The sequence below is a fragment of the Pirellulales bacterium genome, from assembly GCA_035499655.1.
Classification (GTDB): Bacteria; Planctomycetota; Planctomycetia; order Pirellulales; family JADZDJ01; genus DATJYL01.
In genome coordinates, this window is sequence record DATJYL010000236.1 from 27,097 (window position 1) to 50,108 (window position 23,012).

At 57.1% G+C, this 23,012-nt stretch carries 19 protein-coding genes and 1 tRNA gene; 10 read left to right on the forward strand and 10 right to left on the reverse strand.

Annotated elements, in window-relative coordinates:
• Position 1 precedes the first annotated feature (1 nt).
• The 5 genes from VMJ32_18485 to rpmE form a co-directional block, all read right to left on the reverse strand.
• Positions 2-574 (reverse strand): hypothetical protein, encoded by a 573-nt coding sequence (locus tag VMJ32_18485; protein ID HTQ41009.1) that lies wholly within the window; start codon positions 572-574, stop codon positions 2-4.
• Positions 575-702: 128 nt separating this feature from the next.
• Positions 703-2,136 (reverse strand): UDP-N-acetylglucosamine 1-carboxyvinyltransferase, encoded by a 1,434-nt coding sequence (gene murA, locus VMJ32_18490; GenBank protein HTQ41010.1) that lies wholly within the window; start codon positions 2,134-2,136, stop codon positions 703-705.
• Between the two features lie 127 nt (positions 2,137-2,263).
• Positions 2,264-3,160, reverse strand: coding sequence for a peptide chain release factor N(5)-glutamine methyltransferase (prmC, locus tag VMJ32_18495; protein ID HTQ41011.1), 897 nt, complete (start codon positions 3,158-3,160; stop codon positions 2,264-2,266).
• 141 nt (positions 3,161-3,301) lie between these two features.
• A complete protein-coding gene (gene prfA / locus VMJ32_18500) occupies positions 3,302-4,375 on the reverse strand; it encodes a peptide chain release factor 1 (protein ID HTQ41012.1) in 1,074 nt (357 codons plus the stop codon).
• 131 nt (positions 4,376-4,506) lie between these two features.
• Entirely contained in the window at positions 4,507-4,773 is a 267-nt protein-coding gene (rpmE, locus tag VMJ32_18505) for a 50S ribosomal protein L31 (protein HTQ41013.1), read from the reverse strand.
• On the opposite strand from rpmE, the gene VMJ32_18510 reads away from it, so the two are divergent.
• Positions 4,772-4,945 carry a hypothetical protein gene (locus tag VMJ32_18510; protein HTQ41014.1) on the forward strand — a complete coding sequence of 58 codons (174 nt, stop codon included), beginning with the start codon at positions 4,772-4,774 and terminating at the stop codon, positions 4,943-4,945. The two genes, rpmE and VMJ32_18510, sit on opposite strands and share 2 nt — an antisense overlap.
• Positions 4,946-4,973: 28 nt before the next feature.
• Here VMJ32_18510 and VMJ32_18515 read toward each other — a convergent pair whose 3' ends face one another.
• The 3 genes from VMJ32_18515 to VMJ32_18525 form a co-directional block, all read right to left on the reverse strand.
• Complete coding sequence (locus VMJ32_18515; protein ID HTQ41015.1) at positions 4,974-6,830, reverse strand: tetratricopeptide repeat protein; 1,857 nt, start codon at positions 6,828-6,830, stop codon at positions 4,974-4,976.
• A 32-nt stretch (positions 6,831-6,862) separates the two neighbouring features.
• Complete coding sequence (kdsA, locus tag VMJ32_18520; GenBank protein ID HTQ41016.1) at positions 6,863-7,693, reverse strand: 3-deoxy-8-phosphooctulonate synthase; 831 nt, start codon at positions 7,691-7,693, stop codon at positions 6,863-6,865.
• Positions 7,694-7,857: 164 nt separating this feature from the next.
• Positions 7,858-8,829, reverse strand: a complete 972-nt coding sequence (locus tag VMJ32_18525) for a diacylglycerol kinase family protein (GenBank protein ID HTQ41017.1) — start codon at positions 8,827-8,829, stop codon at positions 7,858-7,860.
• Between the two features lie 709 nt (positions 8,830-9,538).
• Between VMJ32_18525 and VMJ32_18530 the strand changes: the two genes are divergently transcribed.
• From VMJ32_18530 to VMJ32_18540, 3 genes are all read left to right on the forward strand, one after another.
• Positions 9,539-9,612, forward strand: a tRNA-Thr gene (locus VMJ32_18530).
• 296 nt (positions 9,613-9,908) lie between these two features.
• Positions 9,909-10,838 carry a hypothetical protein gene (locus VMJ32_18535; protein ID HTQ41018.1) on the forward strand — a complete coding sequence of 310 codons (930 nt, stop codon included), beginning with the start codon at positions 9,909-9,911 and terminating at the stop codon, positions 10,836-10,838.
• A gap of 66 nt (positions 10,839-10,904) precedes the next feature.
• Positions 10,905-11,750 carry a tetratricopeptide repeat protein gene (locus VMJ32_18540; GenBank protein ID HTQ41019.1) on the forward strand — a complete coding sequence of 282 codons (846 nt, stop codon included), beginning with the start codon at positions 10,905-10,907 and terminating at the stop codon, positions 11,748-11,750.
• Positions 11,751-12,097: 347 nt separating this feature from the next.
• Here VMJ32_18540 and VMJ32_18545 read toward each other — a convergent pair whose 3' ends face one another.
• Together VMJ32_18545 and VMJ32_18550 are read right to left on the reverse strand one after the other, a co-directional pair.
• Complete coding sequence (locus tag VMJ32_18545; GenBank protein ID HTQ41020.1) at positions 12,098-13,624, reverse strand: serine/threonine-protein kinase; 1,527 nt, start codon at positions 13,622-13,624, stop codon at positions 12,098-12,100.
• 3 nt (positions 13,625-13,627) lie between these two features.
• Positions 13,628-14,248, reverse strand: a complete 621-nt coding sequence (locus tag VMJ32_18550) for a sigma-70 family RNA polymerase sigma factor (GenBank protein HTQ41021.1) — start codon at positions 14,246-14,248, stop codon at positions 13,628-13,630.
• A gap of 310 nt (positions 14,249-14,558) precedes the next feature.
• Between VMJ32_18550 and VMJ32_18555 the strand changes: the two genes are divergently transcribed.
• From VMJ32_18555 to xdhC, 6 genes are all read left to right on the forward strand, one after another.
• Positions 14,559-15,722, forward strand: coding sequence for a sigma-70 family RNA polymerase sigma factor (locus VMJ32_18555; protein ID HTQ41022.1), 1,164 nt, complete (start codon positions 14,559-14,561; stop codon positions 15,720-15,722).
• A 77-nt stretch (positions 15,723-15,799) separates the two neighbouring features.
• Entirely contained in the window at positions 15,800-16,987 is a 1,188-nt protein-coding gene (locus VMJ32_18560; GenBank protein ID HTQ41023.1) for a hypothetical protein, read from the forward strand.
• Between the two features lie 343 nt (positions 16,988-17,330).
• Complete coding sequence (locus VMJ32_18565) at positions 17,331-18,875, forward strand: FAD binding domain-containing protein (protein HTQ41024.1); 1,545 nt, start codon at positions 17,331-17,333, stop codon at positions 18,873-18,875.
• A gap of 41 nt (positions 18,876-18,916) precedes the next feature.
• Positions 18,917-21,454, forward strand: coding sequence for a molybdopterin cofactor-binding domain-containing protein (locus tag VMJ32_18570; protein HTQ41025.1), 2,538 nt, complete (start codon positions 18,917-18,919; stop codon positions 21,452-21,454).
• Between the two features lie 34 nt (positions 21,455-21,488).
• Positions 21,489-21,884 (forward strand): hypothetical protein, encoded by a 396-nt coding sequence (locus VMJ32_18575; GenBank protein HTQ41026.1) that lies wholly within the window; start codon positions 21,489-21,491, stop codon positions 21,882-21,884.
• A 147-nt stretch (positions 21,885-22,031) separates the two neighbouring features.
• Positions 22,032-22,844 carry a xanthine dehydrogenase accessory protein XdhC gene (gene xdhC, locus VMJ32_18580; GenBank protein ID HTQ41027.1) on the forward strand — a complete coding sequence of 271 codons (813 nt, stop codon included), beginning with the start codon at positions 22,032-22,034 and terminating at the stop codon, positions 22,842-22,844.
• Positions 22,845-23,012 lie beyond the last annotated feature (168 nt).

Below are 23,012 nucleotides of genomic sequence, written 5' to 3' on the forward strand. Positions count from 1 at the left end.
GTTATGATGGTTCGCTCGTTAATTCTTTCCACTGTGCGATGCGTGGATCACGCGCGCCGTAAATCTGCGTGATTTGGTTCAAAATCCAAGTGCGATCGAGGCTGTGCTGGAGTTGTAGCATTTGTTCGATATCGGCAAGATCTTTGCGCCGAAAAAACATCATTTTGAACACGCACAGCGTTTCTGCATCCCAAATCATGATCGGTTGTGTTCCCAATAGTACCTGTTGTCGGCGTTGCCGCGCCAACTCGTAAAATGGCATGGTCGGGAGAAAGGCATCGACGCGTCTGCCTTCAAATTCCACCTGGCAAAATCCGTGCTGCATTAGCGACTGAACAGCTTGATCGGCGTGCAATTGGCAACCGACTGATTGGAGCAATCGCACAAAGCCAGTCGGCTGCTCCGGCGGCAGAAATAGCGTAATATCGACATCGACGGTGCCGCGCGGCTGTGACCAAAAGCCGAGTGCGATGGCGCCTCCCAAGGCATATTCGCAACCAGCCCTCTCCATTGCCGCGGCCAGATGTGCGGCAACTTCAACGGCGTCCGAAGGAGAATTACTGCTGCCTGACACGACTGGCGCACTCCGCGAGAAATTTCCAGGTGGATTCCGGCCAAGGGGCAGGCTGGGCTGGTGGGAAGCCCATTGCGTTTCGGCTCGCTTCCAAACGGGCAGCGCCACGACAGGCTAGGCGCAGCAATTCACCCCGCTCGGTGAGCGACATATTTCGAATCCGGTCCAGATCGCGCGCCTCGAGCGCCGAGATCGCCGTGGTGTTCAATGTCTTCTGGGAATTCATAAGAGAATCCTGGTTTCGGCTGATTGCCAGGGGAGGCCAGCATCATATCAGAAGTATAACACGTGTGCGTCGGCGATTCGATTTCCGCGCCCAGCGATTGCAGTTTTTCGGGGAGCGCTTCGTAACCGCGGGCCAAATGCTGCGCCTGGTGAATCAGGGTGCGGCCGGGAGCGGTCAGGCCGGCTAAAACCAGGGCGGCGCCGGCGCGCAAATCGGGAGCGGTCAATTCGGCGGCCGATAATTGTTCCACCCCGTGGATGGCGAGCGCATCGCGGATGTGTTCGATTTGTGCGCCCAAGCGGTTCAGTTCGGGCACATATGCAAAGCGGTAGGGGAAAACGCAATCGCCGATGGTGCTCCCGCCGTCGGCAATGGCGGCCAATGCGGTGAACTGGGCCTGCAAATCGGTCGGCACGCCGGGATATGGAAGCGCACGGAAGTGGAATGAGAGGGGCCGATCGGCAATGGCGGCGCGAATCCAATTCGGGCCGGTGTCGAGCGTGACGCCGGCATCGTCCAGCACGGCGAGGACGGTTTCTAAATGGTCGGGACGGCAACTTCGCACCGTAACGTCGCCGCCCGTGATGGCGCCGGCCAAGAGGAGCGTGCCGGTTTCGATGCGATCGGGTATGACCCGGTGGCCCGCCGTCCCGGTGCCGCCGAGTTGCTTCACACCGTGGATGTGCAACGTGGAGGAGCCGAGGCCATCGATGCGGGCTCCCAGGCAGATTAAAAATTTTCCCAGGTCGATAATTTCCGGTTCGCGGGCGGCGCCGTGGATAATGGTTTCGCCGTGGGCCAATACGGCAGCCATGAGCACATTGGCCGTACCGGTGACCGTGGGACCGTGCAGGCCGGCGAGATTCATTTCGGCGCCGTGGAGAAATTTGGCTTCGGCGACAATGTAATTATGATCGAACCGAATTTTCGCGCCCATCGCAGACAGGCCTTGCAAATGCAGGTCGACGGGACGGGGGCCGATGGAACATCCGCCGGGAAGCGCCACGACTGCCCTGCCCCGCCGCGCTAATAGCGGCCCGAGCACGCAAAAACTGGCCCGCATGCGATCGACCAATTCGGCTGGTGCGGTGACGGGGGTGGAGTCGACGGTATGGACGTGGAGCGTAGCGTCGGCGTGGCGTTTGACTTCGACGCCCAGGTGGCCGAGCATTAAGGCCATGGTGTTGACGTCGGCGACATCGGGCGCGCCGACCAACACAATGGACTCATCGGTCAAAATGCTGGCCGCCATGATTGGCAAGGTGGCGTTTTTTGAGCCTGCGGCGGTGACGGCGCCGCGCAGAGGGCGGCCGCCGTGAAGGGAAAGAACGTCCATGTTCTATAACCTGTGATTGTGTGTGATTGTCGCCAGTGCTTGCTAAACCGCTAGCGGTTTAGCAGGTGTAAGCGGCAATTCAACCATTTTCATTTTCTGCTGTGAACTACAATTTCACGACGACGAACTAAATACGTTTGGCTTGCACAATCCGCGGGTGTCGGGCGGCGTCTTTGAGCGTGGGGCCTAATTCGAAACCGCCGTGGTGCGAAATCAACTCGCGCACGGCGGGCTCGGTCATCGGGCTGACTTCCAACAGCAGCCAACCGCCGGGTTCCAAATGTTGGGCGGCCTGGGGCACTAGCCGCTCGATGACTTCAGTTCCGCGCGGTCCGGCGACAAGCGCTTGTCGTGGCTCAAAGTCGCGAACCGAAGGGGGGAGTGTAGCAAATTCCGCCTGGCTGACATACGGCGGATTGCTGGCAATGATGTTAAATTTAAGTTCGGGCGGCAGGGCTGACAGCAGATTGCTTTCGAGAAATTCGATGCGGTCGGCGACTTGGTGATCGGCGGCGTTTTGTTTGGCGACGGTGAGTGCGGCCGTGCTGGAATCGAGAGCCAGGATCTGGGCCGCCGGCAAATGTTTGGCCGCGCAAATGGCAATGATGCCGCTGCCGGTGCCAACGTCGGCAATGCGTAACACACCGCTCCCTGACGGTCGCGGCTCTTTGCCAACGGATTTCGCCAAATCCAACAGGCGCACCACCAGCGTTTCGGTTTCGGGGCGCGGGATCAACACGTCAGGCGTCACACGGAACGAAAGCGAAAAGATTTCTCGCTTGCCGACGAGGTACGCCACCGGCATGCCTTTTGCGCGGCGGCGGACTAATTCGCGGAAGGCGGTGCGAGTTTGCTCGTCGGCGATTTCGTCAAAGGCCGTGTAGAGTTGAATTCGTTGGCAATTACGGGCCGTAGCCAACAGTACTTCGGCATCGAGGCGGGGGGAATCGGCGCCGTGCTGACGGAGATAATCGGTCGTCCAAGTGAGCAGCCGCCCGATGGTCCAGGGTTCGGATTGAGACATCGGTCGCTGCCCATCTCCGCTCCCTTACGGTCGCGGCTATCAAGTAGAAATGACGAATGACCAAATCCCAATGACCAATTATTATTTTCCGATCATTGTCATTGGCGCATGGTCATTGGTCATTTATTCGACATTCGTCATTTATTCAACCGTGCCCATTAGTTGGCGTTGTTCTTGGCGGTCGTGATCGAGTAAAGCCTGGATTACCGGATCAAGATTGCCGGCCAGAATGTTGTCGAGCTTGTAAAGCGTGAGATTGATGCGATGATCGGTGAGGCGGTTCTCGGGAAAATTATAAGTGCGAATGCGCTGGCTGCGGTCGCCGGAACCGACGAGCGTGCGGCGGTGTTCGGCACGCTTGGCGTGTTCCATTTCGCGCTGGCGTTCGTAGAGCCGGGTTTTGAGGACGCGCAGCGCCTTGGCTTTGTTTTTGTGCTGGCTTTTTTCGTCCTGGCATTGCACGACGAGGCCGGTTTCCAAATGCGTCAGCCGCACGGCCGATTGCGTTTTGTTCACATGCTGGCCGCCGGGGCCGCTGGCGCTGAATAAATCGAGCCGATAATCTTCCGGCTTGATATTGATTTCCACATCTTCCGGCTCGGGCAGCACGGCGACTGTGGCGGCCGAGGTGTGAATGCGCCCCTTGGCTTCGGTTTCCGGCACGCGCTGCACCCGGTGCCCGCCGCTTTCGTACTGCAAATGACGGAAAGCGCCGTCGCCATCGATGCCCAAGATGATTTCCTTGAAGCCGCCCAGCTCGGTCGGGTTCATATCGAGCAGTTCGACTTTCCAGCCGTGATCTTCGCAGTAATGCTTATACATGTCGTAGAGATCGCGGGCGAACAGCGCGGCTTCTTCGCCGCCGGTGCCGGCGCGGATTTCCATGACGCAGCGATTGCGGTTGGCGTCTTCGCCGCCGATGGTCATATCGAGCAGTTCGTCCCACAATTTTTCGCGCTCGGCCCGGAGGGTAGGAAGTTCCGATTCGGCCAGTTCGCGGAGATCGGCGTCGGCGCCTTTGATCATTTCGTTAGCGTCGGCGATTTGCTGATTTAGATCTTTGAAGCGGCGATATTTGGTGGCCAGGCGGTTCAGCGTGCCATGCTCGCGAGCAATGGCTCCCACGCGCGCAGAGTTGGCGAGCACTTCCGGATCGGAGAGTTGCCGTTCCAGCTCTTCAAAGCGGGCCAGTTGTTGGTCGAGTATTTCGCGCATGACTGTTTTTCACTGCAGAGACACGGAGACACAGAGAAGACACATCCAGACGGCGAATGCAAACTAATCCAGCCCAGCAGCACAATTCCTGGGCTTAACGATTGCACAGAATGGCAATTAAAGAAAGAGCGCTAAGATTCGGCGGCGGCGGGCTCGGGAGCCGGAGCTTCCTTCTTCTTTTTCTTTTGCAGGCTGGAGTAGCCGGCCGCGAACTTGCTCTTGAATTTTTCGATGCGGCCGGCCGTGTCGACGAATTTTAGCTTGCCCGTGTAAAACGGGTGGCAGACATTGCAAATATCGACCTTCATTTCCGGCACCGTGCTGCGAGTGGTGAAGGTGTTGCCGCAGCCGCACTTGACCACGGTGTTCATGTATTTCGGATGGATGCCTTTTTTCATGATCGCCCGTCCCGCATCGGTTGCTCTTGGTGGCTGCAATGCCGCAGCCAACGAACCTGATGCCTTAAGTGCAGCCTGGCGTGTACAGGTTGCAGAGTTTGAAATCGTCGAATCACAAATAATACTGCATTGTACGGGCGGCGGCAAGGGCGGCGGCGGGAAGGCGAAATGATGTGGTGCAAGAAACGGCAAAGCCGCGGTTAGCTCTTTGACGCAGCGGTGGGCTTTTCGTTAGTCTTTTCAGGCTTCCGCTGCTTTGGCAATTGTTCTTTCAGGCGTGCGGCGCGCAAGCGGTTACCGTAGCGCTGGGGCGATTTATCCGCCTCGTACAGTTGGATGGCTTCGGCCAGATTGCCCTGCAGTTCGTTGCAGCGCGCGAGGTTAAAGCGGGCGCCGTTGGACCAGGGGCCATCGGGAAAGGGATCTAACGTCATGGGCCCGAAGTATTGGGCGGCGGTCTTATAATCGCCCTGTTCAAACGACACGATGCCGAGCCAGTAGGCGGCATCGTCGCGGCGCTGTTGGATTGCGAGAGGGAACTCGGGGGATAACGCGCGACCGGGGGAAATTTCTATGTGATCGCGGACCAGGCGATTGACTTCGTCGATTTGCTCCTGCGTGGATAACGACCGAACATAGTAATATTTGGCGCCGTTTTCCATGATTTCGCTGAGTTCCCCGGCCTGCTGGTTGGCCGGGCGCTGACGATCTGAACCACCGAGCAGACCGCGCAGTTGCAACAGCCGGCCCAAGCGCAACGGAAGCACGGTGCGTTGAGGGCGCTGGGGCTCTTCAGAATCGGATTGATGTTTGGCTTGTTCCGGATCAGCCGGGATGGCAAATGGCATATATTCCAGGCGCTGTGCCAGTTGCAGCGGGGGCGGAAGCGAACGGCGCTGTTCTAGCACCTCGTACGGCTGCGGCCAAAGTTTGATTTGGTCGACGTGCTTTATGCCGCGTAGCTTCTCGGCTAAATCGGCGGGTGAAGCGCTGAGCACGAGGCGATCGTGGCCGGTCAAATGCGATTCCAACATTTTCATGCGCGGCTCCAAATAGCCGGGGGACGCTTCCAGCAGCGCGGTCACTTTTTGGAGATCGGCTGCTTTGCGCGGATAGATGCGGTCGCCGGGAATATCCATTTGCCGCAGCACGGCGTCGTCGGCTGCCGCCTGCGACAGCGTGGCCACGCCTTGGCCGCCCGGGCCGGGAATGGGAAGCCCATAGGTTGGGTCGAACAAATAGAGTTCACCTTCGCTTACCAGGGCCGTGACCCAGGGACGAAATTGATTGGGACTGCGGGGATCGGGCGTGGCGAGGAGCACGACATCGAGGCCGCGTTGCCGCGCCAGCAGCATGAACACCCAAGCGCGCTGCAGAGGCGTTCCGGCGCCGAAGTAAACGGTTTCGACCGGCAGATGCAGGGCCGGCCATTGCTGGTTGGGCGGGTCGTCAGCGAGGGGAGGCGGTTCGGATTGGATGTTCCGCACGGTCCAATCGAATAGGGCTTGGGCCACGGAGACATCGTCCAATTTATCGGGTTCAATGGAATTGGCGACATCGCGCAATAGCGCGGCTTCGCGCAGGAAGTTGCCGTCATAGGCGGGGTCAAACGGTTCATCGTTCAGATGACGGACGAAGTGGGTTTTGAGCAAATTGTCAGGAAGCGTGGCGAGTAAAGAATCTTGTGGATTGGGCGCGGAAGTTTGTTCGTTTTCGCCCGCAGGCGCTGATGCACTGTCGCTCTGTTTTGCGTTGGGTTCGGCCCCCTTGGCCAACCGCCGCCACTGATTGAAGCGTTCCACAAGCTGGGCGGCATTCTGAGCATCGTCGTCGAACTGCTCGGGCGAATTCAGCAGGCCGACGGCGCTTATCAGAAGATCGTTGCGATACTGGACTTGCCCGTTGTAGCTGGAAGTGGTGTTCGAACTGGATGGAGAACCGGAGCTCGACGGCGGAGACGCAGGGCCGCAGCCGGGAAGAAACAGGGCGCAACATGAAAGCACGGTAAAAGCCACGATGTCGCGGACGCAATGGAAGCGGCTTTGAAAGCGGATCATGGCAGTGGATGGCTCGATAAGAATGGATGGGTTCACTGCCACTGGTCGACGGTTTCGCGAATGCGCAACATGCGGTCCAGCACTGCCGCGAATTGATCGAGCGGGATCATGTTCGGCCCGTCGCTGGGAGATTGATCGGGCGCCGGATGCGTTTCGAAGAAGAGGCCATCCACACCCAAGGCCGTGGCGGCGCGGGCCAGCGGTTCGACCATGGCCCGATTGCCGCCGGTTTTTCCGCCCAAGCCGCTGGGCTCCTGCACGCTGTGCGTGGCATCGAAGACGACGGGCACCCCGAGCGATTGCATTTCGGGAATGGCTCGCATGTCGTTCACCAACCGGCCATAGCCGAAGAAAGTGCCGCGTTCGCAGAGCAAAATGTTTTGACAACCGGCGCCGTGCAACTTGGCGACGACGTGCTTCATGTCCCAGGGGGCGACGAACTGCCCTTTTTTTACATTGACGGCCCGACCGGTTTGGGCGGCGGCGACGAGCAGATCGGTCTGGCGGCAGAGGAAGGCGGGAATTTGCAACACATCGCACACTTCGGCCACCGGCGCCGCCTGCTGCGATTCGTGAATGTCGGCGGTCACAGGCAGGCCGGTTTCGGCTTTCACGCGGGCCAATACCGCCAAGCCGGATTCCAGGCCGTGGCCGCGGAACGATGCCGCACTGGTGCGGTTGGCTTTATCGAACGAGGCTTTGTACACCAGTTGCACAGGCAGGCCCTGGGTGATTTTTTTCAGTCGCGTGGCGATAGAAAGCGTGAGGTCCAGCGTTTCAATCACGCACGGACCGGCAATCAGCAACAACGGTTGGCCGCGCCCGCAGCGATAGGGTCCGATGATGGCAGGATTATTGGGCACGGCGGGCATCCAGCATAAATTTGAAATCAAAATTTCGGCGGAGATCGGTGCCGGTGAGCATAGCAATTCTGTGGAGAGCGATAAACCTCAGACCGATTTGTGCGAACCTAGCGGCGGACTTGCTTAATCATTCGTTTGCAGACGAATTGGATGCTCAATTCATTTTAGTCGATCGAAGGCCAGCGTGCGGGAACCAGTAAGCACAAACGCCGGGGAATAGTGTCGATGGTTAGCGGCAGCGCGCCGCCGGGGTCGCCGTCGAGTTCGTAAAGCACTTCCGCATCGGATTCGATTCGAAATTGCACGCCACGCCGGCTTGTACAATCGGGAATTTCGCTGTGTCGACCGCGCAAAATGGCGAATAAGTATTTCAAGCCCGAGAGCAAACCGCCGCGCTGGAAGGTACACAAATCGAGTTGGCCGTCAGAGCCGCTGGCCGTGGGAGCGAAGTTCAACCCGGCTGCATAACGCGATACATTGAACACAAAGGCCCAGCGGCAAACGAGCGGCCCCTCCCACTGAACGCTGCCTGAACTTGACAGGGCATTGTCGTTGCCGGCCAAGGTGGTTGAACCGGCAACGACGTTGCCTGCCTTCTCTGTTCCGGCCCTTGCGCAATACACACGCAGTTCCGGATATCTGTATGTACGGATGGCATGCCAAATTGGTTTGGCATACGTCCATCCGCGGATATTGCCGGAACGAGTGGCGTGAAGTCGGCGGACCACTTCGGCATCGAAACCAACGCCCGCCATCAGCAGGAACACGCGGCCGTTGGCTCGACCGGCATCGAGCCAGGTGTAATGGCCGTCGGCGATGATTTGAGCCACTTGTGTTGGGTTGTGTGCGATTTCCAAATAATGGGCCAGCAGGTTGGCGGTTCCCATGGGAAAGATGGCCAGCGGCGTGCCGGGGGGCGTTCGATTGGCGATTTCGGCCGCTGTGCCGTCGCCGCCGGCAGCGACGATGGCTCGCAGTTGACCGGTGCGTTGCAACTGCGTGGCCGCATCGGTCAGTTCGTCGAACGCTTCGATCCGTTGTGGGTGCAGTCCGCGATGGATTAATTCGACCGAAAGCTGTTCCAAGGATGCGTGTCGTTGGCCAGTGCCCGCCGTGGGATTAGCAAAGAGCAACACGGTTTGTGCCGCGTCAGGTAAGCCAGCCAGCGGTTGAGTCTGATCAGTCAAGCTCGAAAAAGAAGCCAAGGAAATGTGAAGCAGAGGGTGAGGATCGATTTGCGTCTCAAATTGGGACGGGTGGCGAAGCTAAAATGTCCCTCTGTAGATGTAGTGCGGGTGCAGCATCGATCAGTAAATTGCGACAGGTGTAGCAACTCGATCCGTATGATACATCGGCGGAAATGTCGTTGAAATAGAATTGCACGATTGATGTAACTCTTTATGACAGCAGTTGATAGCAAATGGTTGAAATGCGCGAAAGACAGCGATTTTAGGCGGTGGCACAGCGGTTGCATTTTAGAATGGCGTTTGGCTCCGCCAACATTCCTAAGATGGCCCGCGGGGTCTCTGACGGGTTTGGCTAGATGGTTGCCTTGCCCCTGACCATCTGGCACGGTCAATGCGTCATTGACACGTCAGGGACCCCGATTTTTTTGCGCCCCTGTGACTGGAGCGCTTTCAGCGTCTGTCGCTCCAAAGTGCGATTCTCTTGATGCTTGGCGGACGTTGACAGTGATTGTGGTTCTATGGCACCCAAAAAGCGAGGGGAAAACTAACGGGCTAGAGAATGGGCCGGCGGATTTCGTTTGGCGCGACTGATTTTAGCGTGCGAATGGACTCTCCTGACAAGCGGTGTGGGTTTGAGCTACAATTCGTCAGTTGTAGCGCCAGCCTAGCTTCAATTGGCAGAGCACCGCATTCGTAATGCGGGGGTTGCGGGTTCGACTCCCGCGGCTGGCTTTTTAATGCAGCTCGTTTTCTGGACGCGGAAAACGGGCTGTTTCTATTGGCAGAACCGGCGCCAAAGCATGTTCGCGCGTGAAAGCGCGGTCTGCCTTGTTCTTCTAAAGCTTTGCAATCGCCTTCCAGTGACTGTCGGGCTGCGAGCCTAAGTCATTGCCCGCCTGAGGATTTGACATTCTTTGAATATTTTGTGTCCGGATGTCCGCCTGGGTTCCGCAGTCATTAGATAGGGGGGGCAAGAAATGACTAGCGTTCCCGGGGAAGCACCTCGGCCTATTTGAAGGAGACCCGCCATGAGAACCCTATTGTGCATGGGCATTTTACTTTCCGCGGTGCCAGCGTTTGCCCAAAACATACAGCCGAATTCGGCCCAACAGGCCTCGGCTGAGTCCGCTTCGCCGGCAGCGCCGCCACCGGTCACTTACGTCGTGTGGGGATTTCAATGGGATGGCCGCGAGTACATGCGGCAAGCGCCGCAAACTTTGAACACCACCAATCTGCAGAAGGCCGCCGACTATGTGAATGTGGTCAACGGCTACGCGGGCTGGACGGCCGCCACGAATCTGCCGCAGGCCAGTTATGTGCACAAAATTTTCCACAGCCCTATTGTTACCAACGCACGGCCTGCATCGACGCCCGACAAACCTACGTATGCGGTTTGGGCGTATCAGTTGATCAATGGGCAGTGGGTCAAAAGCGAGCAGTATTCATGGACCACGCAGAATCCACGAGCCGGCCTGACTTACGCAGCAAAAGTTAACGCTGTGCCCGGCTGGAGCGCCACCACCAATTGCCCGCCGGTTGTGCCGAAAGCGCAACGCTACATCGATGGCGGAATGGTTCAAGGCGCTGAATACTATTACGCCCAATCGTTCGGAGTCGACCTCGGCGCACGCACCATGCGCATCCCGTATTTGAACATGACCATTCGTCTGCCGGCAGGCACGCATTGGAATCAGGGCAATTCCGGCGACAGCGACAGCTCCGGGTATTACGACAATTCGGCCGACATCTCGGCGGCTGAAACTGATTGGGAGAACACGCAAAACATGCTGAACACGCAGGCCGCGATCAACCAGCAGAACATGCTCGACACCCAAAACATGCTGAACAATCAGCAGCAGTTCCAGGACATGGAAAACATGATCAACACACAGAATCAGGTTAACAATCAGATGCAGATGGATGCCGTAAATGCGATGAACGCGCAAATGAATCAGTAGTGGTCTGGGTATTCCATCACCGCACCAGAGATTTCCATCCAATCAATTTTTCAGAGAGACCTCATCATGAAAACGTCAACAAACAATACCGCTGGTCGCCGGAGCTTGAAACTGATGCCATTCGTCGCATTGATCTGCGGCTGCCTTTTTCACGGCACGCCAGCTCAGGCCGGCGACAATTGCTATTTCAATTGGGCACTGCAGTGGGATAGCCAAGGAAATTACGACAAGGCCATTGCCGATTACAACTGTGCGATCGAAATTTGCCCCGACGATGCCGTGGCATACAACAATCGCGGTTACGACTGGTACATGAAAGGAGACTTCGACAAAGCCATCGCCGATTACAACCAAGCCTTGGCGATTTGCCCGCGCGATGGAGCCTACTACAGTAATCGCGGCGTGGCCTGGAACGATAAAGGAGATCTCGATAAGGCCATGGCCGATTACAACCAGGCGCTGGCCGTCGATCCCAACACGGCCTCTGCCTACAACAACCTGGGCTGCATTGAATCGGCGCGGGGCGAATACGAAAAAGCCAAAGACGATTTTTATCGCTGCCTGTCGGCCGACCCCAATTACGTCGCCGGGCTGGAAAATCTTGGCTTTTTTCAAGCAACGTGCCCCGATCCGAAATATCGTGACGGCAAAAAAGCGTTCGAGAACGCCAGCCTAGGTTATCAGTTGGATAACGGGGCCGATCCTTATTCTTCGCACAACGCGCTGGCCGCCGCCTATGCGGAAAGCGGCGATTTCGCCAAGGCCGCCGCCTGGCAGGAGCAAGTTGTCCAACTCGCACCGGCCAAAGACAAAACCATGCAAACCGCGAGATTGGAATTGTTCAAGCAACATCAACCCTATCGCTCCAAACAATACACAGAATTAACAAAGCAAACCCAAAACGCGAACTGAGGCATCGCACCCGCGATTCCAGAGCAAAGCCCACGGCTCTTTGATAGTGGGCAATTCCATCTTGGAGGAGGCATTCTATGAAGCGGTTGTTATTTTCCCTGTGTGCGTTGGGATTGATTGGAGCCGGCACCGCCAGCGCGGCGTGTTGCCACTCTCATTCCCATTGCTACCACCACAGCCATCACTGTTGCTCCAGCTCCTGCTGCCGCTGAGTGATTGCTAGTCGATGGCCGATCCTGTGAGTCAATTGGCGAGACAATGGTGTTGAGGCAGGCGATGCTGGGGCAAGCACCATTTAGCCGGGTTCGATTCCCGGGCAGGATCATTGAGGTTCACGATACAGGAGATTAAGACGTCGGCGGATCGGCTGGTTTCGCAGTTTGCAACCGCCAAGTGAAGTCGTCACCGCCATTGGTCCAGGCAGCTCGGCCGCGAATGGTCGAGCCGTCGGGTTGCAATTGGGCGGTGCACACTTGCGGTTTAGAAGGCTCGGGCCGAGGCGGATCGGTGTGCACCAGCTGCGCGGTAATTTTTCCATCGCGGGAAATGGTTCCGTCAGCCCGCCAATGAACCGTGACATCAGGCTGGCCGTAAGTGCAATCGGCCGAAATGTGATCGCCCTGTTGGGTAATATCGAGCACGATTCCGTCCCACTGTTTCCAAATGCCCGCGACCAGCGGATTCTCGCCGGTCATGCGCCACGTTTGCTGAACCGGCGAACTTGGCCATAAAAATTTGATCGCTGCTCCGGCGATTACAACAGCGATTATCAGCAGGGCCGCGAAGAGCGCCGCTGAGGGATGTTTTTTGCGCTGCGGCGCACATTGTTGCTGTAGCGCCGAGACCACTTCCACTATGGTCTGAATGCGATCTTCAGGCCGCTTGGCGATCATCCGTTGAAAAACTTGGGCGAGCCAAGCCGGTGCTGCGGGACAGGCGGTGCGAAGCGAAGGGCAACGATGTTCGCGATGTGCAACCAGTCGCTCCATGACAGTCTCGCCGCCATATACCGGCTGGCCGGTCAATAGAAAATGCAGCGTGCAACCCAACGAATAAATGTCTGCCCGGTGGTCTGCTTTGCGCGTGCTAAGGGCTTGTTCCGGCGCCATGTAATCGACCGTGCCGAGGATCGAGCCGGTGCGAGTTAAATCGGCCGGCGCTTCTTCCTGCTCCACGACGCGGGCAATTCCTAAATCAAGAATTCGCACTTTTCGCTGCGAATCGAGCATTAAATTCGAAGGTTTAATGTCTCGATGAACAATGCCCGCCGCATGAGCATACGCAAACCCCTGTGCGGCCTGCAGAATACAATCGATGGCTTGCTCAACGGGCAACGGACCGCTGTCGCGAACCAAACGAGAAAGGTCCTTGCCCGGCACCAGCTCCATTACAAAAAAAAGTGTTCCGCCCGTATTGCCGGCATCAGACACCGTCACAATGTTGGGATGCGATAATTTCGCCAGTACCTTAATTTCGCGCTCAAAGCGCTGAATCGATTCCCGCGATTGCCCGTCCGCCGGCGGCAATATTTTCAGCGCCACTTCCCGATGAAGTTGGCGATGGACCGCCCGAAACACGCGTCCCATTCCGCCGCCGCCCAAATCTTCCAGGAGTTCGTATTCACCGAGCGTTTGATGCGGCTGGTAACAGGCAACGGTCAACTTGTCGGCGCCGCCCAAGGTTTCGGACGCGGCTTCAGCGGCGGGCCGAGTCAGCCAGTCCGACATTTTCAGCATCCGCGTCCAATCGCGTAACCGCTCGGCAAGTTGCGGACAGTCCCGGCAAAGTTCGTCAATATTTGGCTCTTGCCCGGCATCGCGCAATTCCTCCCAACGGTCGAGCAGATCTCGGAATGGATCGATTTGATTCGTCATCGGTTATTCCGGCAGCGGTTCGCCGAGCCGCGCTTTGGAAAGTTTATAGCGTGCGTCCTGCCAACGCCGGCGGATGGTTCGAGTGGTCACGCCCAACAGTTCCGCAGCCTGTTCTTGGGTGAGTTGCTGGTACCACAACAAATCGACAATCTCTCGCTCTTCGGGCGGCAGCGAATCGACCAATTCGTGGAATTCGGTCCATTCCAGCAGTGTCGCAGGCTCATCGCGGGAATCGGCCGAGTCGTACTTAGGCGGAGCATTTTCGTTGGAGTTTAAGTGGGCCGTTTCGTGGTGAGCGCCCAAACCTTCCGCGCCGCCATAATGCCGTGCGAAATCGATCAGTACGCGCCGCATCTGCGTCGCAGCCAAATTGTAAAAATGACGCGAATTTTCCGGTTGAACGCTGGATAGCGCGCGATGAAGTTTGGTCACGGCTTCGCAAAAAACATCGTCGGTTTGCTCCCAGCGCTGAACCTGTGGAAAGCGACGCAGCATGCGGCGGGCAATTTCTCGCAAGCGCTCGCAGGTATGCTCGATTAATCGCGGGGCGGCTGCTGGATCGCCGGCGCGCAACAGGTTCAACCAGTGTGTGGTCGAAGCAGGAGGACCGGCAGTTTCTGACATATGGTGCGGAACATGAATCAGACAACTGTTTCAGGAGCGTTACCATCCTAGCCGAGTGCACGGCTTGGAACAACGGATTTACGCTCTGGAAAAGCAGCCCGGCAGTTTTGCGCAAGCTCTTTGCTTGCTTCCATTGTAACTGTATTCACTTGTAGCTGTTGGGCCATTGAATTTGTGCGATCCCCGCATGTATCGCACGGCAAGCGAGATTATTTATAGTAAACACAGGCGGTCTGTCTGGTAACGCAGACCCTTTGCGGATTTGTCCGGTTTTTGTCTTCCCGCGCGTCTTAAGAGATGGGAGCGTGCTATGAGTGAAGATCGACAATTATTGCGTGCCTATACCGAGCAAGGGTCGCGGCAAGCGCTGGAAGAGTTGATTCAGCGCCATTTTGGGCTGGTCTATTCCTCCGCGCTGCGGCAAGTGCGCGATCCGCACCTGGCAGAAGACGTTTCGCAAGCAGTGTTCCTAGTGCTGACGCAAAAGGCCCGCAGCATTCGACACGCAACGGCGCTCGGAGGCTGGTTACTGTCGGTGACGCGCTGCGTGGTGGTAAATGCCATGCGAAAACAAATTAATAAAAATAAATGCGAACATTTGGCCGCCAAGCCCGAGGCACTGCAAGCGGCAGCCGATGAATGGGGTGAGATTGCTCCGCTGTTGGATGCCGAATTGAATCGATTGAAGACTGCGGACCGTGACGCATTGGTGCTGCGGTTTTTCGAGGATCGGAGTTTTGCGGAAATCGGCGCTGAGCTTGGCCTTTCGGAAGATGCGGCGCGAAAGCGCGTGACCCGGGCGCTAGAGCGGTTACGGGCGAGACTTGAAGATCGAAAAATTTCCATTACGGCGGGGACGTTGGGCCTGGCCATAGGAGCCTATGCCGTCCAGGCTGCGCCGGCGCATTTGCCGGCGGGGACCATTGCCGCCAACGTTGCCCATCCCACGCCGCAAATCATTTCATTAACGAAAGGAGCGTTGAAAATGTTAGCGTACGCCAAGGCCAAATTGATCGGAACTGTAGCCGCTTCGCTGGTTCTGGGCGGAACGGGCATTGTGGTATCGCACAATGTTTTTGCGCGGGCTGGGCACGAACCATCTACGGTTCTGGTCGCCTCATCGCAGGGTTTAGCAACTGCCAGGCCTGCTGACGGCGCGCCTGCTGCTGCGACTGCAAAACCAACGGCGGACGACGCAACGATTAACATGGACGAGCCCCTGCCCGGTGATTTAGAAAGCCCCAATGCGCCTTCAATAGTACAGGGCGGGGCCGGCTCCATCACGCTTGTTACCGTCGGTCCACAACTTTCCCGTGGTGCGGTCGAATTTACGAAAATCACGCCCGGTGCCAAAAACCCCAGTTCCGTCGTGATGACGGGCGCTAACTTAGGCGCGACCACGTTTGTCACAGTGGGCAACCCTAATACATCACGACCGGCCGGTGATGGCATAGGAAAAACAGAAGAAAAGTGATGGTGGATCCTGCGGCGGCAAACAGTTCGGCGAATTTCGACGGATATCAAACCATTGCGTTGTTGGGGAGGCATTTTATGAAACGTGAATTTCAACGGCTGCTGTTCGGCTGCATTCCGTCTGCGCTGTTCCTGGCGATAGCCTGGGAAGTAAGCGGGCAACAAGTGGTGCAATTTCCGGCCTCGGGAATGAAAATCGTGAAATGTCCGTATAACGATGCAAACTTTCTCGCCAACATGGCCGCGGAAAAAGTGTTCGGCAGTCTGGAGGGGCGTAAAGCCTACACAGCGGAACTGCTGCAAACGCTGGATCGCTTCATCCCTATCCTTCAGGCTGAACTGGAACATCCCGGCTCTCAACTCGGATCAGACCCAACCGCAGCCTTGGCAAAAATGTACCACGATCACCCGGAGGTCGCAGAAAAAAACAAGGCGCTGACGTCTGAACGAATTCGAATGTGCAACGTGTATCGTCTGGCGGTCGATGAACCAAGGGCCGTCAGTGCAAATCAAGCCGCCTTGGCCCAGGGCGGCGAACACGCTGCCCAGGCCGCGATCGATCGCGCTGCCGCCGATTGGCTCAACGCTTATGAAAACTCGGCGTCGCAAAATACCGCGCTGGATGCCCTGCATTCCGCGATTGATGCCGCGGCGCAAAAGCCGTCGTTCCAACTGTGGTGGACGCTATGGGAACATCGGCCGCCTGCGTCGGAGGCCGTTGCCCAAAAAATCATCGCCAATTTACAACCCTATGCCAACGAGCAAGGGGCAGCGCGGATGAATCTGCTGCTACAATTCCAAATCAAGCGGATGCAGTTGGCCGACAAACCGCTAACGATCGACGGCACACTGATTTCCGGCGCGCATTTTTCCACCGCGCGATGGAAAGGAAAAGTTGTTTTGATCGACGGCTGGTACACGCACGGCCCAAAACCGGCCAGCCAGATTGCTGAAGCACAGAATTTTCTGACTAAACATCAGACCGAGGGCTTGGAGGTCTTGGGCCTGAGCTACGACGAAACGCTGAATGGCGCGAAAATATTTCTGGCGGCGCATCCTGAATGCAAGTTTCCCGTGATGTACCAATTGACGAAAGCCAACGCCATCTACAGCTGTGTGCCATTGGGAGAGTATCGGTTTGGCGATGACGCCATGGGTCCGTCGATGGTGATCGATCGTAAAGGAACGATGCACTACCTCGACCAAAAGCATGATCCACAACAAGTCGAGGCCCAACTAATCAAGTTGCTGGCGGAAGCGCCCTAAGGAGTGAGGAAACGTCTTAAGGCGGTCGAAGTGCCGATTTCGCTCAGCAGCTTGAGCGCCTGGCTGCGGCGTCGGAAGTTAGTCAACTGGCCCGTCTGGCACGGCCAAGCGATCAGCGCCGGCCCTTTTTTCTAGGGGGTATCTTGAAATGCGATCCCTCATATTAAGGGGGTTCTTGTTCTTCGGCATTTTAGCCCATGCTGCCCCCGCGCCTGGCGAACGCTAGTGGCCGTTCAACTGTGGTCGACGGTGGAGTATATTTAAGGACAGGTGGCCGAGCGCAGTTGGCATAACCTGGAGCGTGGTGTATCGGCGCTACGTTGGCCCCAAATGAAGGCCCCGCATGGGCATCCGCGATCATCTTGTCCTGTTTCTGAATGGAAATCGGCATGAGGTAACCGGCAGCGATTGCTTCCTGAGCCTCAGCGATTTTATTCGCTACCGCCTCGGACTGACCGGCACCAAAATTGTCTGCTCCGAGGGCGATTGCGGCTCTTGCACAGTGCTGGTGGGGAAACCGCAAGGGATGGCTTTTGAATACCTGCCGATCGACTCCTGCATCCGGCAAATGTTCCAGCTCGATGGCATGCACGTGGTCACGGTGGAAGGCATCGGCGGTCTCAATGATCGATCAAATGCAAACGGGCCGGGCGAACATCACGCACCACATCTAACGGCAGTGCAGCAAGCGATGGTCGAGTGCCACGGCTCGCAATGCGGTTTCTGCACGCCGGGCTTCGTGATGGCCATGCACGGCGTGTGCGAAACGATCAACGGCCACGCGCCCAGCGAAGAAGACTGGCGGCACTCGCTGACCGGCAACTTATGCCGCTGCACGGGCTACACGACGATTTTGAAAGCGGGCCTAAAAGCCGTTGCGGAAGGCACGACAAAACTGAACGATTTATATCCGTCGGCAGCGATATTGAACGAATTGAGCCCGCTGCGTGGTGGCACACTCGATTTACAATGCACCGTCGACAGCGTCCAGCGGCGGGCGTATTGTCCCACGACGATTGCCGAGGCGGTGGCCTTTCGGCGCGATCATCCACAAGCAAAAGTCGTGGCCGGGGCAACGGATGTTGGCGTGCAATTGAACAAGCGCGTGATTGCGCCGGCGGTGTTTTTGGATTTGAACCGTGTGGCGGAGTTGGAAAACATTGAGGTCAAACAATCCAGCAATGGCATTCAACAAATTATCTCTGGCGCGCGGGCCACGTGGACGCAACTGCTTGAGTTGTGCCGTACCGAAGCGCCGGAGTTTGCTGAAATTGTGTCGGTGTTCGGCTCGCCGCAAATTCGCCATGTGGGAACGATCGGCGGAAATATCATCAACGCTTCGCCGATTGCCGATTCGCTGCCGTTTTTGTTTGTGATGGAAGCCGAATTGGAATTGGCCGGACCGTCTGGACGCCGCTCTGTGAACATCAACAACTTTTATCACGGCTATAAAAAATTCGACCTGCGGCCGGATGAATTGCTTGTCAGGGTGCGGATTCCGCTGCCGAAGCTGCGGCACCCTCACCCCAGCCCTTTCCCAAAGGGCGAGGGGGAAGAAATCTTGCGATTGTACAAAGTGTCGCGCCGGCGCGATTTGGATATTTCCACGTTCACCGCGGCTATTCGCCTGGAATTGGCTGGCGACACCATTTCGCATGCGGCTCTAGCTTACGGCGCCGTGGGACCGATTGTTCTGCGGCTGCGAAAGACCGAACAATTTTTGCAAGGGCGAGCCTTTACGGCCGAGACGATGGAAGCGGCGGGTGACATTGTCGTGGCCGAAATCACTCCGATTAGCGACGTGCGTGGCAGTCAAGATTACCGTTTACAGTTAGCCCGCAACGTGCTGTTGAAGTTTTATCACGAACGAGAATTAGCAACGGTGTGAGTTCCCCCGGTCATTGACTGGGGGCTAAATAACGGAAAACCATGCCTAGCGTTGGCAAACCACTACCGCACGATTCGGCTGTCGGTCATGTGACCGGGACAGCGCCGTACATTGACGATATGCCCGCACGCGTCGATGAGTTGCACGTGGGCTTTGTCGGCAGTCCGGTGGCCAGCGGGTTGATTGAAGCGATCGAGTTGGATGCCGCCCGCGCGATTCCCGGCGTGGTGGCGCTGCTCACAGCGAGTGACTTGCCTGGCAAAAACGTGTTCGGCGCGATTATTTGCGACGAACCGGTACTGCCCAAGGAAAAAGTGCTGTACGTTGGCCAGCCGGTCGTGATCGTGGCGGCGGAAACGCGGGCCGCTTTAGAAACAGCTCGGCGAGCGGTGAAAATTAAAGTGGCGGCCAGCGAGCCGATTCTGACGATCGAACGGGCCATCGAATTGCGGCGGTTCATCGGCCCGGCACGAACGATTGCTCGGGGTGATGTTGACGGCGCACTGAAAGCGGCTCCGCATCGGTTGAGCGGCGTGTTTCACAACCTGGGGCAAGAGCAGTTCTATTTAGAATCGCAGGCGTCGCTGGCTTATCCGGGCGAGCAAGGCGAAATTTTAGTTTACAGCTCCACGCAAAACCCAACCGAAACGCAGCACGTGGTGGCCGAAGCGCTGGGCCTGCATATGCATCAGGTGGTGTGCATTTGCAAACGGATGGGAGGCGGCTTCGGTGGCAAGGAAACGCAAGGGAGCATTCCCGCGGTGATGGCCGCGCTGGTCGCGCAACAAACCGGCCGCTCCGCCCGTGTGATTTACAACAAAGATGACGACATGTGCTCCACTGGCAAGCGGCACGCTTACCAGGCAGAGTGGGAAGTGGGCTTCGACGATGCCGGCCAAATTCTGGCGTACCGGGTGCAGTATTATTCCGACGGCGGGGCGGCGGCCGATCTTTCCACTTCGGTGATGGAGCGCACCATGCTCCACACCGACAATTCGTATTATCTGCCGAACGTGGAAATTCGCGGGCAGGTGTGCTTCACGAATTATCCGCCGAACACGGCCTTTCGCGGCTTCGGCGGTCCACAGGGAATAGCGGCGACGGAAAATATGATTCACGAAGTGGCCGGATATTTGAAATCGCGCGGAATCGTGCTGCACGACGGCGCGGCGAAGCAACATGCGGCGCTGTCGAACGGCCGAGACTCAAGCAACGGAAAAGTGATCCCTCCGGCCGGTACAGCAACCATCGGCTCACTCGACGTGCAATTGCGAAATTTGTACGGCATGGAGGATCGCAACATTACGCCGTACGGGCAACTGTTCAAGAAAAATCATTTGCCCGAAATTGTGACGCAGTTGGCCCGCAGCAGCGATTACCAGCAGCGGCTGGCGGAAATCGAAACGGCCAACACCACCGACCGGCTCTGGCTGCGCGGGCTGGCCCTGTCGCCGGTAAAATTTGGCATTTCGTTTACGACGAAATTTTTGAACCAGGGGAACGCGCTGGTCAACGTGTATCACGACGGTACGGTGCAAGTTTCCACTGGCGGCACGGAGATGGGCCAAGGCCTGAACGTGAAAATCCGGCAGCTTGTGGCCGACGAGTTTGGCTTGCCGATCGAGCGCGTCATCGTAATGGCCACCTCGACTGAAAAGAACATCAACACTTCGCCTACGGCCGCTTCGGCCGGGACCGATTTGAACGGCGCGGCGGCGGTGAACGCTTGCCGGCAAATTAAATCACGGTTGGCGGTGTTCGCAGCCAGGCAGTTGGCCTCCGCGGAGTTGGGGTTAAGCGAATCGTCGAACAGCATTGTGTTTGAAGATGGCCATGCTTTTGATATTCGCTATCCGCGGCACCGGATAGCTTTTGGAAAACTGTGCGGCGACGCCCGGCGGGAACGCGTCGATTTGGGCGCTCGCGGGTTTTACGCCACGCCGGGAGTCGATTTCAATCGCGAAACCGGCCGCGGCAATCCATTTTTCTATTTCACGCAGGGGGCGGCGGCGGGCGAAGTGAAAATCGACCGCTTCACCGGCGAGTTGACCGTGTCGCGAGTTGACATGCTTATGGATATCGGTCGGTCGATTAACCCAGGCGTGGACATGGGGCAGATCGTCGGCGGGTTCATCCAAGGCATGGGCTGGGTGACCGGCGAATGCCTGGTATACAACTGGACGGCGGACAACAAGCCGATCGATCCGCGACAGCCGGCCGGCACGCTGCTGTCGCACTCGCCGACAACCTACAAAATTCCGGCCGTGACCGACGTGCCGCCGATTTTCAATTGCGATTTATTTCCCAATGACGACAACACCGACAACGTGGCCAGCAGCAAGGCCGTGGGCGAACCGCCGCTGATGCACGCCACCTGCGTGTGGACGGCGGTCAAACATGCGCTGGGCTGCGTTGACATGGTCGCGGCCAGCGAGTTGCACCTGCCGGCGACGGGCGAAGAAATCATGCGATGCTTAATGCTGGCGAAAGAAAGCAGACAGCAGAAGGCAGAAAGCAGAACCGGCAACGGGCATTTCACCACGGAGCGACGCGGAGAGGCAGCGGCAAAGAAATCATAAGAAAGAATTTATTAGGAAGCCAGGAATTCAGGAAATGGGCAGTCAGCCGCTTGATGATCTGAATACGCTAACAAGGCTTCTCGTGGCAAGCGGGTTAATTGGTGAGGCGCAATTTGCCAAGGTGTGGAAGGGTTTTGAATCAATTTCCACCAACGAAGCAAAAGGAAAAGGCGAAGTCGCAACATTTTGCGACTACTTGATTCGTAAGCAGATCATCACTGGCTGGCAACGCAACATGCTTTGTAAAGGTCGTTACAAAGGATTCTTTTTTGAACAATACAAGCTTATGGATCATCTAGGTTCGGACAACCAATGCATGCGCTACGTCGCCGAGGAATTAGCTTCACGCAAATCTGTGGTCTTGGTGATTGAGGCGCGGCCGCCCGGCGACGTAAAATTTCAATACACTGTTGAAACGTATTCGCCGTAACTCAATAAAATTATTAATTCTTTCCTGATTTCTTGGCTTCCTTATAAAATTTTGCTTTGCCTCTCCGCGTCTCTGCGTCTCTGCGGTTATAAAGAATCGTCTCCGTGTCTCTGTGCCTCCGTGGTAAATCCTGCCGATTGAATTCCTATGAGCGTTCCGCACGGGTTTGTTGAAAAGCTGGCCGAACTTTCTTCCGCGGGGCGGCCGTTTGCGGCGGTCACGCTGGTGGAAACCGTCGGCAGCACGCCTTCGGACGCCGGCACGAAAATGCTGGTCGATGGGTCCGGTCTGGTGTTCGGCACGGTTGGCGGCGGCAAGGTGGAAAGCAAAGCCATCGGGCATGCCCAGGAACTGCTCACTCATGCCGACAACGGCGCGCCGACCTGCGCCCTGGTGGAGTGGAATTTGCAGCGCGACGTGGGCATGACCTGCGGCGGTGTGGTGAAGCTGCTGTTCGAGGCGTACAACTTTCACGAATGGCGGATCGTGGTGTTCGGCGCCGGTCACGTGGCCCAGGCGCTTGTGCGGCTCTTGTTGTTGCTCGAATGCCGTGTGATTTGTGTCGATCAGCGCGAAGAATGGCTGTCGAAACTGCCACATTCGCCGAAGCTGCGCACCGTGCTGCTGCCCGAGCCGCGAGATTTTGTGAGTGAGCTGCGCCCCGACGATTACGTGATTTGCATGACGATGGGTCACAAAACTGACCGCCCGATTTTGCAGGCGGTGTTGGATCGCAAAGTCAAAGACGCCGGTTTCGAACTGCCTTATTTAGGCGTCATCGGCAGCCAAGCCAAGCGCAAAGTACTGGTACGGGAGCTGATCGAAGCGGGTCTTTCCAAAGAATTGGCCGAGCAATTCCGCTGCCCCATTGGCCTCCCATTGGGAAGTAATCAGCCGGGCGAAATCGCCGTCAGCATTGCCGCCGAACTCATCCAATGCCGCGATGCAGTGCGTGCATAAAGTTGGCAAGGTCCGTCTTCGCGAGGTCATGCAGGCATTCCCAAGCGCGGACATGTTTGGTACATTATTGGATTCGATTGTCGGCGGAAAATAGTCACGGAGGCGGGGGTCGTTTCATCGTCAACCTGAATGCTGGAGTGGCGTTATGTCTATTGGAACTGTCGGATC